This window comes from Pseudomonas sp. E45-MNA-CIBAN-0222, assembly GCF_040310405.1.
Lineage (GTDB): Bacteria > Pseudomonadota > Gammaproteobacteria > Pseudomonadales > Pseudomonadaceae > Stutzerimonas > Stutzerimonas stutzeri_AC.
The window spans coordinates 254,524-269,504 of the sequence record NZ_JBEOPU010000002.1; the positions used below are offsets into that span (position 1 = coordinate 254,524).

General features: G+C 64.5%; 12 protein-coding genes. 5 read left to right on the top strand and 7 right to left on the bottom strand.

What is annotated here, in order from left to right:
• Positions 1–53: 53 nt before the first annotated feature.
• The 4 genes from garD to kdgD all read right to left on the bottom strand — a co-directional run bounded on the left by garD (position 54) and on the right by kdgD (position 5,925).
• Positions 54–1,607 carry a galactarate dehydratase gene (gene garD, locus AAEZ08_RS04200; RefSeq protein ID WP_500123869.1) on the bottom strand — a complete coding sequence of 518 codons (1,554 nt, stop codon included), beginning with the start codon at positions 1,605–1,607 and terminating at the stop codon, positions 54–56.
• Positions 1,608–2,066: 459 nt separating this feature from the next.
• Positions 2,067–3,407, bottom strand: a complete 1,341-nt coding sequence (gene gudD / locus AAEZ08_RS04205) for a glucarate dehydratase (protein WP_500123776.1) — start codon at positions 3,405–3,407, stop codon at positions 2,067–2,069.
• Positions 3,408–3,500: 93 nt separating this feature from the next.
• Positions 3,501–4,943, bottom strand: coding sequence for an aldehyde dehydrogenase family protein (locus tag AAEZ08_RS04210; protein ID WP_500123777.1), 1,443 nt, complete (start codon positions 4,941–4,943; stop codon positions 3,501–3,503).
• A gap of 70 nt (positions 4,944–5,013) precedes the next feature.
• Positions 5,014–5,925, bottom strand: a complete 912-nt coding sequence (gene kdgD, locus AAEZ08_RS04215; protein WP_500123778.1) for a 5-dehydro-4-deoxyglucarate dehydratase — start codon at positions 5,923–5,925, stop codon at positions 5,014–5,016.
• 452 nt (positions 5,926–6,377) lie between these two features.
• On the opposite strand from kdgD, the gene AAEZ08_RS04220 reads away from it, so the two are divergent.
• The 4 genes from AAEZ08_RS04220 (at position 6,378) to AAEZ08_RS04235 (ending at position 10,865) form a co-directional block, all read left to right on the top strand.
• Positions 6,378–7,769: an enolase C-terminal domain-like protein gene (locus AAEZ08_RS04220; RefSeq protein WP_500123779.1), complete on the top strand. Its 1,392-nt coding sequence runs from the start codon at positions 6,378–6,380 to the stop codon at positions 7,767–7,769.
• Positions 7,770–7,797: 28 nt separating this feature from the next.
• Complete coding sequence (locus tag AAEZ08_RS04225) at positions 7,798–8,778, top strand: tripartite tricarboxylate transporter substrate binding protein (RefSeq protein WP_482694556.1); 981 nt, start codon at positions 7,798–7,800, stop codon at positions 8,776–8,778.
• A gap of 64 nt (positions 8,779–8,842) precedes the next feature.
• Positions 8,843–9,334, top strand: a complete 492-nt coding sequence (locus AAEZ08_RS04230; protein WP_003282644.1) for a tripartite tricarboxylate transporter TctB family protein — start codon at positions 8,843–8,845, stop codon at positions 9,332–9,334.
• Between the two features lie 10 nt (positions 9,335–9,344).
• Positions 9,345–10,865 (top strand): tripartite tricarboxylate transporter permease, encoded by a 1,521-nt coding sequence (locus AAEZ08_RS04235; protein ID WP_500123780.1) that lies wholly within the window; start codon positions 9,345–9,347, stop codon positions 10,863–10,865.
• A 35-nt stretch (positions 10,866–10,900) separates the two neighbouring features.
• On the opposite strand, the gene AAEZ08_RS04240 is transcribed toward AAEZ08_RS04235, so the two are convergent.
• Positions 10,901–12,043, bottom strand: a complete 1,143-nt coding sequence (locus AAEZ08_RS04240) for an L-talarate/galactarate dehydratase (protein ID WP_058064904.1) — start codon at positions 12,041–12,043, stop codon at positions 10,901–10,903.
• Positions 12,044–12,148: 105 nt separating this feature from the next.
• Between AAEZ08_RS04240 and AAEZ08_RS04245 the strand changes: the two genes are divergently transcribed.
• The gene (locus AAEZ08_RS04245) at positions 12,149–13,105 is read left to right on the top strand and encodes a LysR family transcriptional regulator (RefSeq protein WP_500123781.1); all 957 of its coding nucleotides are present in this window, start codon (positions 12,149–12,151) and stop codon (positions 13,103–13,105) included.
• Between the two features lie 106 nt (positions 13,106–13,211).
• Here the strand turns inward: AAEZ08_RS04245 and AAEZ08_RS04250 are convergent, their stop codons facing one another.
• On the bottom strand, positions 13,212–14,438 hold the full coding sequence (locus tag AAEZ08_RS04250; RefSeq protein ID WP_500123782.1) for a type II toxin-antitoxin system HipA family toxin: 1,227 nt from the start codon (positions 14,436–14,438) through the stop codon (positions 13,212–13,214).
• Complete coding sequence (locus AAEZ08_RS04255) at positions 14,438–14,761, bottom strand: helix-turn-helix domain-containing protein (protein ID WP_500123783.1); 324 nt, start codon at positions 14,759–14,761, stop codon at positions 14,438–14,440. Before AAEZ08_RS04255 ends, AAEZ08_RS04250 begins: the two co-directional genes overlap by 1 nt.
• Positions 14,762–14,981: the final 220 nt, after the last annotated feature.

A 14,981-nucleotide genomic window follows, 5' to 3' on the forward strand; every position in this document is an offset into this window, starting at 1 on the left:
ATCGCCTGTCCATGCCCCACCACTGCTACGGGCGAGACCGGGAGCACGTCGGCTCAGGTGATGGGCGCCGGGTTGAACAGGACGATGTCGTTGTGCAGCCGGTGCTGCTCGGCCCAGGTGTGCTTCCGCCCGCTGGCGACGTCCAGGTAGTAATGGAACAGCTCCCAGCCGAGTTCTTCGATGCTGCTACGGCCACTGGCAATACGCCCGGCGTCGATGTCGATCAGGTCAGGCCAGCGCTCGGCGAGTTCAGTGCGCGTCGCCACCTTGACCACCGGCGCCATGGCCAGGCCGTACGGCGTGCCGCGGCCGGTGGTGAACACGTGCAGGTTCATCCCGGCAGCCAGCTGCAGCGTGCCGCAGACGAAGTCGGAGGCCGGGGTGGCACAGAAGATCAGGCCCTTTCGCGCAACCCGTTCGCCCGGCCCCACCACGCCATTGATGGCGCCGCTGCCGGATTTGACGATAGAGCCCAGGGACTTCTCGACGATGTTCGACAGCCCGCCCTTCTTGTTGCCCGGCGTGGTGTTGGCGCTGCGGTCGGCGGCGCCGCGCTCCAGGTAGCGGTCGTACCAGTCCATCTCGGCGATCAGCGCATCGGCCACTTCCGGCGTCTCGGCGCGGGCGGTGAGCATATACACCGCATCGCGCACCTCGGTGTTCTCCGAGAACATCACCGTGGCCCCGGCGCGCACCAGCAGGTCCGCCGCATAGCCCAGCGCCGGATTGGCGGTGATGCCGGAGAAGGCGTCGCTGCCGCCGCACTGCATGCCGAGGATCAGCTCGCTGGCCGGCACCATTTCGCGGCGGCGCTGGTCGAGTTTTTTCAGCCGCGTTTCGGCCAGCGCCATGATCTGCTCGATCATCTCGCCGAAGCCTGTATTCGATTCCTGCAAGCGATATAGCCAGGGGTCGCGCAGGTCCACCGAGGGATCGCCCTCGTGCATCACCTGTTCGGCCTGCAGCTTCTCGCAACCGAGGCTGATGACCAGCGCTTCGCCGCCCAGGTTGGGGTTGCGCGCCAGGTTGCGCACGGTGCGGATGGGGATGTAGGCGTCGCGGGCGTTGATCGCCACGCCGCAGCCGTAGCTGTGGGTCAGCGCGACCACATCGTCGACGTTCGGGTACTTGGGCAACAGCTCGTCGCGGATGCGCTTGACCGCGTGTTCCAGCACGCCGGTGACGCATTGCACCGTGGTGCTGATGCCGAGGATGTTGCGCGTACCGACGGTGCCGTCTGCATTGCGATAGCCCTCGAACGTGTAACCCTCCAGCGGCGCGAGCCGCTCCGGTACAGCCGTGGCGCGCGGCAGGCAGTCCAGCGGCGGTGCGCTGGGCATCTTTAGCTGGGTTTCCTTGACCCAGCTGCCGCGGCGGATGGGCTCAAGGGCAAACCCGATGATCTGCCCGTAGCGGCGCACCGCCTCGCCTTCACCGATGTCTACCAGCGCCACCTTATGGCTCTGCGGCACCGCCTCGACGGTGATCAGGCCGTCCTCGAACCTGGCGCCGACCGGCACGCCGCCATCGTTGACCACCACGGCGACGTTGTCCGCCTCGTTCAGGCGGATGCAGCGCGGGGAATCCTGGTGGGGAATCAGTTGCACGGTTTCGCTCATGTCTGCTCCGGTTGGTCCGGTTGTTGTTCTGAAATGGTTTCGTTCTGACAGCTTCGTTGGGGTGGGCTATATCCACCGCTTACCTATCGACCAACCACCTTTTCCTTGCGCGCCGCTGGTGGGCTGAAGCCCGCCCTACGATGCCGAGACCCGACCTACGCCGGGGTGCCCATTCGCGGTCAAGACCGCGCCTGCAGAGGCTGCTTTTTGGTGCCACCTACGATCGCGAAGCTGCCACCCCGTAGGGTGGGCTTTAGCCCACCGCTTCCTCGTCCTACCGACCAACCACCTTTCTGGCTCGATCTCTGGTGGGCTAAAGCCCATCCTACGATGCTGAACGCTTGGGAACGGTCTTGACCGCGAAGCCGGTGCCGCCCGCGCGGCCGAAGCAGGTCCCACAAAAGCAGCAGCCTTTGAGCACAGGGACCAAGCCTGCGGCCGAAGCCCTCAGCGCACCATGCAGGGCTTCTTGTTGTTGAAGGTCCAGCTGGGGATCAGGTACTGCATGGCGATGGCGTCGTCGCGGGCGCCCAGGCCTTTTTCCTTGTACATCGCATGGGCCTTGCGCAAGGCATCCCAGTCCAGCTCGACGCCCAGCCCCGGCTTCTGCGGCACCGAGATCTTGCCGCCGACGATCTTCAGCGGCTCGCGGGTCAGGTGCTGCCCGTCCTGCCAGATCCAGTGGGTGTCGATGGCAGTGACGCGGCCCGGCGCGGCGGCGGCCACGTGGGTAAACATCGCCAGTGAAATATCGAAGTGGTTGTTCGAATGCGAACCCCAGGTCAGCCCGAAGTCGCTGCACATCTGCGCCACGCGCACGGAGCCGGCCATGGTCCAGAAGTGCGGGTCGGCCAGCGGGATGTCCACCGAGTGCAGGCACACCGCGTGGCTCATCTGCCGCCAGTCGGTAGCGATCATGTTGGTCGCCGTCGGCAAACCGGTGGCGCGGCGGAACTCGGCCATCACTTCGCGACCGGAATAGCTGTTCTCGGCACCACAGGGGTCTTCGGCGTACGCCAGCACGCCGTGCAGGTCGCGACACAGGTCGATGGCTTCGTCCAGCGACCAGGCGCCGTTGGGGTCCAGCGTCACGCGAGCGTCGGGGAAGCGCGCGGCCAGGGCGCGGATCGCCTCGACTTCTTCTTCACCGCGCAGCACGCCGCCCTTGAGCTTGAAGTCCTTGAAGCCGTAGCGCTCATAGGCCGCCTCGGCCTGGCGGACGATGCTATCCGGCGTCATGGCCTCCTCGTTGCGCAGGCGGAACCAGGCGTCGTCGGCGCCGGATTCGTCGCGGTAGCCGAGGTCGGTCTTGTTGCGATCACCGATGAAGAACAGGTAGCCGAGCATTTCCACTTCATCGCGCTGCTGACCGTCGCCGAGCAGTGCGGCGACGGTCACCTCAAGGTGCTGGCCGAGCAGGTCGAGCAGCGCCGACTCCAGCGCAGTGACGGCGTGAATGGCGATGCGCAGATCGAAGGTCTGCAGGCCGCGGCCGCCAGAATCGCGGTCGGCGAAAGCGCGGCGCGCACGGTTGAGCAGGGCGTTGTATTGGCCGATGGGCTCGCCGACCATCATGCCGCGGGCGTCTTCCAGCGTCTGGCGGATGGCTTCGCCGCCCGGCACTTCGCCGACGCCGACATGCCCGGCGCTGTCCTTGAGGATGAGGATGTTGCGGGTGAACCAGGGCCCGTGAGCGCCGCTGAGGTTCATCAGCATGCTGTCCTGCCCGGCGACGGGCACGACGGTGAGTTCGGTAATGCGGGGTGTGCCCGTTTCGGCAATGGTCATGGGTGTCCCTCTGTTGTTCTTGTCGGGGATGCGGCGCCCGCGCGGGGCGCCGTTACGCAGTTTCGCAGCGTGGCCTTTCGACCGGCTTTCACCTCAGCCGATGTAGGTGGTCTTCACCGTGGTGTAGAACTCCTGGGCGTAGCGGCCCTGTTCGCGCGGGCCGTAGGACGAACCTTTGCGGCCGCCAAACGGCACGTGGTAATCCACCCCGGCGGTGGGCAGGTTGATCATCACCATGCCGGCCTGCGCGTGACGCTTGAAGTGATTGGCGTACTTCAGCGAGGTGGTGCAGATGCCGGCGGACAGACCGAACTCGGTGTCGTTGGCCATCGCCAGCGCCTCGTCGTAGTCCTTGACCTTCACCACGTTGGCCACCGGGCCGAAGATTTCCTCTCGGCTGATGCGCATGTTCGGGTCGCTGTCGACGAACAGCGTCGGCGCCAGGAAGTAGCCCTCGGTGCCACACTTCACCCGCTCGCCACCGCAGGCCAGGCGCGCACCCTCCTGCTTGCCGATCTCGATGTAACGCAGGTCCTGCTCCAGCTGGGCCTCGGACACCACCGGACCGACGTCGACGCCCTGCTCCAGCGCTGAACCCACCTTGATCTTCTTGATGCGCTCGATCATCGCCTCGACGAAACGCTCGTAGATGCCTTCGGTGACAATGATGCGGCTCGAGGCCGTGCAGCGCTGGCCGGTGGAGTAGAAGGCGCTCTGGGTGCACAGCTCGACGGCAACGTTGAGGTCGGCGTCGTCCAGTACGATCTGCGGGTTCTTGCCGCCCATCTCCAGCTGCACCTTGGCGCCACGCGCCACGCAGGCCTGGGCGATGCCGCGGCCGACGCCCACCGAGCCTGTGAAACTCACGGCGTCGACATCCTTGGCATTGACGATGGCCTCGCCGACTTCACGGCCGCGGCCCATCACCAGGTTGAACACGCCGGCCGGGAAGCCCGCCCGGGAGATGATCTCGGCGATGGCCCAGGCGCAGCCCGGCACCAGGTCGGCCGGTTTGATCACCACACAGTTGCCGAAGGCCAGCGCCGGGGCGATCTTCCAGGCGGGGATGGCGATGGGGAAGTTCCACGGCGTGATCAGACCGATCACGCCGAGCGGTTCGCGAGTCACTTCCACACCGACCCCGGGGCGCACCGACTGCAGCGTCTCGCCGGCCTGGCGCAGGCATTCGCCGGCGAAGTACTTGAAGATGTTGCCGGCACGGGCGACTTCGCCGATGGCTTCCGGGAGGGTCTTGCCCTCTTCGCGGGCCAGCAGCGTGCCGAGCTCTTCACGGCGGGCGAGGATTTCCAGGCCGACCTTTTCCAGCGCATCGGCGCGCGCCTGGATGCCGAAGGTGGCCCAGGCCGGAAAGGCGCGGCGGGCGGCGGTGACGGCCTGCTCGACCTGCCCGGCATCGGCCTGGGCGTATTCGCCGATCACGTCAGAGAGGTCGGACGGATTGGTGTTGGCCTGGTAGCGATCCGAGCCGACCCACTGGCCGTCGATGTAGTTGTCGTAGCGTTGTACGTCAGCCATGCAAAGTGTCCTCTGATGATGCCCGGCGCGGCCGTTCGGCAGGGCGGCGCCGGGGCGATTCCGGAAAGGCTTACTGGGCGCCCTGCTTCTCGATCAGCACCGCCAGGCGCTCGTACTCGTCGGGCTTCAGCTCGGTCAGCGGCGCGCGCACCGGGCCGGCGTCGTAGCCGGAAATGCGGGCGCCGGCCTTGACGATGCTGACCGCGTAGCCCTTGCAGCGGTTGCGGATGTCCAGATACGGCAGGAAGAAATCGTCGATCAGCTTGCCGACGGTTTCGTGATCCTCGCGGGCGATGGCCTTGTAGAAGTCCATGGCGGTCTTCGGAATGAAGTTGAACACCGCCGAGGAATACACCGGCACGCCCAGCGCCTTGTAGGCCGCGGCATAGACTTCCGCGGTCGGCAGGCCACCGAGGTAGCTGAAGCGCTCACCGAGGCGGCGGCGGATCGACACCATCAGTTCGATGTCGCCCAGGCCATCCTTGTAGCCGATCAGGTTCGGGCAGCGCTCGGCCAGCTGCTCCAGGTGCGTCGCGGTCAGGCGGCAGACGTTGCGGTTGTAGACCACCACGCCGATGTTCACCGACTTGCAGACCTGCTCGACATGCAGGGCGACGCCTTCCTGACTGGCCTCGGTGAGGTAGTGCGGCAGCAGCAGCAGGCCCTTGGCACCCAGGCGCTCGGCTTCCTGCGCCATCTGGATGGCCAGGCGGGTCGGACCACCGACGCCGGCGAGAATCGGCACCGTGCCGGCGCAGGTGTCGACGGCGGTCTTGATGATCTCGCTGTACTCGCGCGGCTCCAGCGAGAAGAATTCGCCGGTGCCACCGGCGGCGAACAGCGCCGAGGCGCCGTAGGGGCCGAGCCATTCCAGGCGCTTGACGTAGCCGGCGCGGTTGAAGTCGCCCTGCGCGTTGAAGTCGGTAACCGGGAACGACAGCAGGCCGGAAGAGAGGATGGCCTTCAATTCTTGTGGGTTCATTATTCGAGCATCCTGAATGCATGTTGAGGAGGTACAAGGGCGTCAGCCTTGAGATACGTTATCGTACAACTAAAAATAGTCCAACCGTTTTTTCTGTGCATTTCTTCAGCGCTGAAAGCTGAATGAAAGCTTTCTGCTTTTCACTCGGCCCGGCCAGGTCAATCACCATGAGGGCGGCAGCTTAAAAGGCATAAGCAGCTGCGGATGACCCAGCTAAATGCACTGATGATTTCGTTTGACAGGTGACGTAGCGAACTGTAAAAAATCCTCCATAGTCGTACGACGACCTATGACCACAATAACAATAGCGAGGCCCCGGACATGTTCCGCAACTGCCCGACCCCTGCGCAGCCGCTGGCTGCCAACAACGCCATCCGCCGCGCTGCCTCAGCAGATGCGCGCACAGCGCCCACCCCGGTCGCTCGCCTCGCCTGCAGCGGAGGCCGCGGACAATGAGCCAGACGTTCAGTGCAACACCCCGCGTCCAGAGCATGCGGGTCATCCCGGTAGCCGGCCACGACAGCATGCTGCTCAACCTCTGCGGTGCCCACGCTCCCTACTTCACCCGCAACCTGGTGCTGCTCACCGACAATGCCGGCAACACCGGCATCGGCGAAGTGCCGGGTGGCGAAGGCATCCTCCAGGCGCTGGAGCGCTGCCGGCCGCTGGTCATCGGCCAGCCGATCGGCCTTTACAACCGCACGCTCAACAGCCTGCGCAGCGCCATCGCCGGCAACGCCGCCGGGACGCCGCAAGCAACCCGGCACGAGGTGACCTCCGAAGCCGAGGCCGCCGTGCTGCGCCAGCCCCACGAGATCAACCTGCGCCTGGACAACGTGATCACCGCGGTCGAGGCCGCGCTGCTCGACCTGCTCGGCCAGCACCTCGACGTGCCGGTGGCCGAGCTGCTGGGGAGCGGCCAGCAGCGCGACGCCGTGCCGATGCTCGCCTACCTCTTCTATATAGGTGATCGTCAGCGCACCGACCTGCCCTATCTGGCCAGCACCGGCGAGGATTGGTACCACCTGCGCCATCAGCAGACGCTGACCCCGGACGCCATCGCCCGCCTGGCCGAGGCCGCACATGCGCGCTACGGCTTCGCCGACTTCAAGCTCAAGGGCGGCGTGATGCGGGGCGCGGAGGAGATGCAGGCGATCGCCGCGATCAAGGCACGCTTCCCCGATGCCCGCGTCACCCTCGACCCCAACGGCGCCTGGTCGCTGGACGAGGCCATCGCCCTGTGCAAGGGCCAGGGTCACCTGCTGGCCTACGCCGAGGACCCCTGCGGCCCGGAGAACGGCTATTCCGGCCGCGAGATCATGGCCGAGTTCAAGCGCGCCACCGGCATTCCCACCGCCACCAACATGGTCGCCACCGACTGGCGGCAGATGGGCCACTCGCTGCGCCTGGAGTCGGTCGACATCCCGCTCGCCGACCCGCACTTCTGGACCATGCAGGGCTCGGTGCGCCTGGCGCAGATGTGCGAGCAGTTCGGCCTGACCTGGGGCTCGCATTCGAACAACCATTTCGACGTCTCGCTGGCCATGTTCACCCATGCCGCGGCCGCTGCACCGGGCCGTATCACCGCCATCGACACCCACTGGATCTGGCAGGAAGGCCAGGAGCGCCTGACCCGCGAGCCGCTGCAGATCGTCGACGGCCAGGTGCGCGTGCCCGAGCGCCCGGGCCTGGGTATCGAGCCGGACATGGACCGGATCATGAACGCCCACGAGTTGTACAAGAAGGTCGCCAGCGGCGCGCGCGACGACGCCATGGCGATGCGTTACCTGGTGCCTGGCTGGACCTATGACCCGAAGAAACCCAGCCTCGGCCGCAATACCTGAACCCGCAGCCCAAACCCGGAGAACTCCAATGAAAACAATATTCCGCGCCTCCCTCCTTTCCGCCCTCGTCGGCATCGCCGGTCTCGCAGCTGCCTCCACCGCGATGGCCGCCGATGTGAAATGGCCGACCCGCCCCGTGCAGGTGGTGGTGATCGCCAACCCCGGCGGCGATACCGATTTCAACGCACGTACCATGGCCAAGTACTTCAACCAGATCACCGGCAAGAGCATGGTGGTGACCAATATCGCTGGCGGCGGCGGCACCCTGGCCGCCGAGCAGGTCAAGGGCGCGGCAGCGGACGGCAACACCATCCTCTTCACCCACCCGGGGCAGCTGATCGTCAACGAGGTCGCCGGCCTCACCGAGGACAGCTACGAAACCTTCGACGTGTCGTGCATCGCCGGGGTCGACAAGAGCACCGTATTCGTCGCCTCCAAGCAGTCCGGTGTGACCAGCATGCAGGACCTGGTGGATAAGTCGAAGGCCAAGCCGGGCAGCATTACCTACGGCACCGAGATGGGCAGCTTCTCCCACGTGCAGGGACTGATGCTGGAGAAACTGACCGATACCAAGCTGAAGATGGTCGATGGCGGAACGGTCGCCGATCGCGTGGTGGGCATGCTCGGTGGTCGTCTCGACCTCGGCGCGATCACCTATGGATCGGTACAGGATTACGTCAGCGGTGGGCAGATGGTCGCCCTCGGCCAGCCCAACGAGGAGCGCAACGAACTGCTCGGCGACGTGCCGACGCTAAAGGAGCAGGGCCTGGACATCACCATGGACAAGCCTTACGTGGTCGCCTTTCCGAAGGGCACCGACCCGGCGATCGTTAAGAAGATGGCCGATGTGATGAAACAGATCACCGAGATTCCCGAGTACGCCGAGGAACTGAAGAAGTTCAAGCAGCCGGTGGCCTACTACGGCACCGAAGAGGCCAAGGCGATTCTGGCCAAGACCCGCGAGGACTTCATGCAGTTCAAGGACGAGCTGCGTCAGGCCAAGAACTGATCCCTGACGTGTCACCAGCCGGCCACGCCGGCTGGCTGTCTCTCCTCGCGCACGGAGGTTTGCGATGACCACTGCGAACAAGAAAGAACTGACCATCGGCGTGGCCATGCTCGGCGCCAGCATCGCCTATCTGGTGATGGCCTACCGCGTACCCGGCCACGACGGCATCGATGCCGCCACCGTCCCCACCCTGCTGGCCATCCTGCTATGCCTGCTGGGCCTGCTGCAGACCCTGAGCGCTTTTACCCGCCACGCGCAGGCTGCAGAGAGCAGCAGCGATACGCCGGACCAGCCCAAGCCAACCGTTACCGAGCCGCTGACCGTGCTCAAGACCCTTGGCCTGATCCTGCTTTACGTCGTACTGCTGGGCCCGGTGGGTTTTCCCATCATGACTGCGATCTACCTGTACCTGCAGTTCATCGTGCTGACGCCTGTGGGCCACAAGATTCGGCACCTGCTCTATGTCGTCATCGCGGTAGTCACGTCGGGGTTCATCTACCTGCTGTTCCGCGAGGCCTTCGATCTGTTGCTGCCCGCTGGCCTGCTGAATTTCTGAGGAATCGACCATGCTCGACTTACTGCAGCAAGGCTTCGGTGCCGTCTTCTCGCTCAACATCCTGCTGCTGATGCTCGGCGGCGTTGCGGTTGGCATCGTGTTCGGCGCCGTCCCCGGCCTGTCGGCGACCATGGCCGTGGCGCTATGCCTGCCGCTGACCTTTACCATGGGGCCGCAAGCTGGCCTGTCGCTGCTGGTCGCGCTGTTCATCGGCGCTACGTCCGGCGGCCTGATCTCGGCGATCCTGCTGAAGATTCCCGGTACACCGTCGTCCATCGCCACGGTGTTCGACGGCGGCCCATTGATGGAGCAGGGCCTGGGCGTGAAGGCGCTCGGGGTCGGCATCGTGTTTTCCTTTCTCGGCACCATCTTCAGCATCATCGCGCTGATGTTCATCGCCCCGCAGCTGGCCAAGGTCGCGCTGAGCTTCGGCCCGCACGAATACTTCGCCATCGCGGTGTTCTCGCTGACGCTGATCGCCACCCTGTCGGCCGGCTCGATGGTCAAGGGGCTGTTCGCCGGCACGCTGGGCATCGCCGTATCCACCGTCGGCATCGCGCCGGTCGAGGCGGTGCGCCGCTTCACCTTCGGCGTCAGCGAGCTGAACGGCGGCTTTTCCATGCTGACGGTGATGATCGGCATGTTCGCCGTGGCCGAGGTTATCAAGCTCGCCGAAACCGGCCGGCATGCCGTGCGCAGCAAGGCCGGCTCGGTGAGCATGAAGGACATCAAGGGCTTCGGCTTCTCGCTCAAGGAGTTCCGCCAGGAGCTGCCCAATGCCAGTCGTTCGGGCCTGATCGGCCTGGCAGTGGGCATCCTGCCGGGCATCGGCGCCGGCACCTCCAACCTGCTCTCCTACATCGTCGCCAAGAAGCGCGCCAAGCAACCGGAAACCTATGGCAAGGGCAACATCGGCGGCGTGGTCGCCAGCGAGACGGCGAACAACGCCGGCATCGGCGGCGCCATGATGCCGCTGATGACCCTGGGCATTCCCGGCGACACCACCACCGCGATCCTGCTCGGCGGCTTTCTGATTCACGGCATCCAGCCAGGGCCGCTGCTGTTCATCAGCCAGGGGCCGCTGGTCTACACCATCTTCGCCGCGCTGTTGGTGGCCTCGGTGATGATGCTGTTCATGGAGTTCTACGGCCTGCGCCTGTTCATCAAGCTGCTCGACGTGCCCAAGCACATCCTGCTGCCGATCATCCTGGTGCTCTGCGTGGTCGGTGCGTTCGGCCTCTCTAGCCGGCTGTTCGATGTCTGGTCGATCCTGCTGTTCGGCTTGCTCGGCTACGGCTTCGTCAAGGCGGGCATGCCGGTCGCGCCCTTCATCATCGGCTTTATCCTCGGGCCGATGGCGGAGACCAACCTGCGCCGCGGCCTGATGCTCTCCGCCGGCAACTTCGCCTCCTTCTTCACCAACCCCATCGCCGCGACCTTCCTCGGTCTGGCCCTGGCCTTCGTGCTCTGGCAGCTGTACAGCGCAATGCGGCCCAGGACCGGTGTTCTCGGCCAGGTGCTGCGCACCTGAACCTGCGCCCCTCTGCGCCAGCAGAGGGGCTGCCGTCACGGCTTGGTGCCGAACGTCTCGCGCGCCAGTGTCCAACCCACCACCTGCTCGCTGAGGCTCAGCCCCAGCCCGGGCCGGGTCGGCACCTGCATGCAGCCATCGCGGATCTCGAGTCGCTCTTGGAACAGCGGCTCGAGCCATTCGAAATGCTCGACCCACGTGGCATGTTCGTAGGCCGCAGCGAGGTGGATATGCAATTCCATGACGAAGTGCGGCGCCATGACGATTCCGCGCCGCCGCGCCGCCTCGGCCACCTGCAGAAACGGCGTGATGCCACCGATGCGCGGCGCATCATGCATGATCACGTCCACCGCCCCGCGCTCGACAAAGGCACAGGCTTCGGCCGCGCTGCCGAGCATCTCGCCAGTGCCGACCGGGGTGATGAGCTGAGCGGCCAGGGCGGCGTGACCTTCCAGATCGTGGGCGTCCAGCGGCTCCTCGATCCAGGTCAAGTCGAACTCCTCCAGCGCCTGTCCCATGCGCGCCGCGGTGGTGCGGTCCCATTGCTGGTTAACGTCCACCATCAACGCCACCTCGTCACCGAAGTGCCTGCGCAGCGCCGCGACCCGCCGCAGATCGGCGCGCCGGTCTGGCTGGCCGATCTTCAGCTTGATCCCGCCGATACCGCGGGCGCGGGAGGCCTCGGCCTTTTCGATGACCTCCTCGATGGGCACCTGCAGGTAGCCGCCGGAGGTGTTGTAGCAAGGCACCGCATCGCGATGGGCGCCAAGCAGCTTGGCCAGCGGCAGTCCGGCACGGCGTGCCTTGAGGTCCCAGAGCGCGGTGTCGAAGGCGGCAATGCTCTGCACTGCCAGGCCGCTGCGCCCGATCGAGGCGCTGGCCCAGCTCAATCGGCTCCACAGCCGGGCGATGTCGTTGGGATCCTCGCCCAGCAGTAACGGCGCCAGTTCCCGCACATGGGCATATTGCGCCGGGCCGCCGGTGCGCAGGCTGTAGCTGAAGCCCAGCCCCTTATGACCCTGCTGCGTCTGCAGTTCGACGAACAGCAGGCTGACCGACGCCAGGGGCAGCTGTCGCCCGGTAAGCACCTTGGCATCGCTGACAGGCCTCTGCAGTGGCAACTCCACAGCACGCAGGCCGATCCAGCTGATGCGGTCCGCTTCATAGAGGTCGCTCATTCGTGTTTCGCCGCCTCGCCAGTCTGGGGATGCGCTGGATAATCCGCCGGCTGATTGATACGGTCCAATTCATTAACGCACTCGATTGATACCAGGAACGGATCAATGTTCGAACTCGCCCAGCTGCGCTGCTTCACCATCCTGGCCAGCGAACTAAATTTCCGTCGCGCCGCCGAGCGCCTGAACATGACGCAGCCGCCGCTGAGCCGGCAGATCCAGTTGCTGGAACATCAGCTCGGCGTCGCGCTGTTCACCCGCAGCACGCGCTCGGTGGCGCTCACCGCCGCCGGCCGTGCCTTCTTCGTCGAGGCCCAGGCGTTGCTCGACCAGGCCCACCGCGCGGCGCAAGGCGCTCGGCTGGCTGCACTGGGCGAGAGCGGCTCGCTGACCATCAGCTTCGTTGCCAGCGCGGTCTACGACTTCCTGCCGCGCGCGATCACCCAGGTGCGCCGGGAACGGCCGGGCGTGGCCATCAACCTGCTGGAAACCACCACTTTCGAGCAGCTGCAGGCACTGCGCGCGCGCCGGGTCGACCTGGCGGTGGTGCGCGAGCCGTTGCAGCAGCCGGGACTGGTCAGTGAATGCCTGCTGCGCGAGCCCTTCGTGCTGGCCACGCCGGCCGACCATCCGCTGGCGCAGCATCCGACGCCGACCCTGGAAATGCTCCACGGCGAGCCGTTCATCCTCTATGCCCATGGCGCCTGGCAGCCGTTCAACGAGCTGCACACCGGGCTGTTCCGGGCCAACGGTATCCAGCCCGACTACGTGCAGTCGCTGGGCTCGACGCTGACCATCCTCTCGCTGGTGAACGCTGGCCTCGGCCTGGCGCTGGTGCCACGCGGGGCCAGCATGATCCGCTTCCAACACGTGTGCTTTCGCGAGCTGCCGCTGCCAGCGGGCATCTGCGCCGAGCTGCACCTGGCCTGGCGCGACGACAACGATAACCCGGCGCTGGAGGCGGCGCGCAATGCCGTGCGCCAAGCGGCCAGCGACATTGCCCGGGACCTGCTGCCAATCCCAGCGCCAACACCATGGGGCGGGCTGCTGACGGCCACAAGTTGACATTCCAATGGTCGACCAGAGCTGGGGCTATTCAGGCCTGTGACGAATGCGCTGCTCGACACTAAAGCAAGGACCAAGAGTGCAGGAGAAGCCTTCGCAGCCCGCTCTAGACCAGCAGTCTCCCGCTGCTTGTTGCGTCCACCGCCGCATCCAGCTCAGCCCCAGCCAAATGCTCTGCATAGTGCTCCATCAGCTCCGACTCCCAAGAAGCGACCTCGTCCAATATGCCGGCCGCCTCATCTTTCGTCAGTGCAAAATGCTCATGCTGGCTAAGCAGGTTAGCTCGACTTAGGAGAGTACCGTTGATACCAACTTCCATCGCCAGCCCCTGCGCAGGCCCCTCTCCCAGTACGGGAAGAACGTCATACATAGGCGAGAGGCGCCAAGCCCCTTCCTGCCAGATCACTGCATGGTTGCGAGGATGATCGTCACTGTTCCCTACGAGGGCGTTGTAGGCCATTCGCTTGTAGAGCTCCTGCCTATCAGAATCTGGCGCGCCTCGGCGGTACAGCTCATCGGCGAGCGCCGCGTAGATCCATCCTTTGCTGCGCTGCACCTGCCATTCGGCATCGAGAAGAGTTAAGCCACTCATCATCGGAATGCGGCGAAACCTTGCATCATTCTCTGACCATTTTCGGTCAAATCGCTCCACTAGCAGCGTGTTGCCTCTTTCACTTTGATGGAGTGCAGTCCGGGCGACACTCATCCCCTTGGTAGCCGCAAAAGTCATGCAGGCATACTCGAATTTCGGAAGGTCGTAGTGATCAAACTTGTCGCGTGGCTTAGCAAGAATAAGCTTGTGATCAAAGCGGTACGTGCGCTTGGGCCTCGCACCACCAATAGCTGAGCGCTGATCCCGTATTCTTAATGCCTCCAGCTGCTCAGCGCTCAGCTGGCTGTCATAAATCGCAGCGCAAACATCTATGAAATGATCGAGCCCTTTGGCTTCAAGCATTTTCACAGGCCTTTCGCCTATACCCGGCCGCGGTGTGCGATCTTCGCCAGCCATGATATTTCCGGCGCGATCTTCGTTAGGAGATAACAGCAGGAGCTGGATCGGAGTGAGCTCTCCCTTTCGGGTGCGGCGCAGCAGTCGTTCTCCCCAGCCATCTGGCATCGCATCATCAATGAACCCGGGAACGCCCCCATTCTTATGTACCTGAATAGGTCGAGCGGAGAGCGGATATCGTATCGGATCAGGAACCCAACGCTTGGCTTCCACGATCTCCGGCGCATAGACGAAGGTTCCCGTGCGACCAGCAAGGGTCAGCCTGCCCAACGTCACAGTCTCACCCGTTTCCGGACATTCCATGTAGATGTAAGCGCGCGACATTAAAAGTCCTCCGCGCCGCTGCGCGGCAGCCTGACGCGCTTGGTCGTGTTGGTTTCTAAAGAGGTGAGATCAAGCGCAGGGTCATCGATCAGCGCCTGGAAAACCCGGTCAGAGATCCCAACGGTAAACAGCGCGAGCATGAAATCGCGCAACGAAACACCTTCAGCCTTCCCCCCCTCAATGTGTCGAACAGCTCGGAGAGAAATCCCAGCCCGCTCTGCAAGGTCAGCCTGACGCAGCCCCATGCGCAGGCGCGCCTCCTTCACCAGAAGGCCTATACGGTAAAGCAGAGAGGTACTTTGAACAGGGAAAAAGTCTTTCATAAGGTGGCACCAAGCGACATCCTACAAAGGATAAGGTACTACCAATCGCGCACTAAGCAACCTTTCAGACAGTTAATGATGCTTCTTATAGCACCTTAATCACCATAAAGTATCATTAATAGATACCTTATTTAAGAAGAACAACCCGGCAGGGTAGATCAACTCTCGGATTCTGGGCGGTAGATCTATCCAGTTCGGCACCAGTCCAGCCAGATCAGCC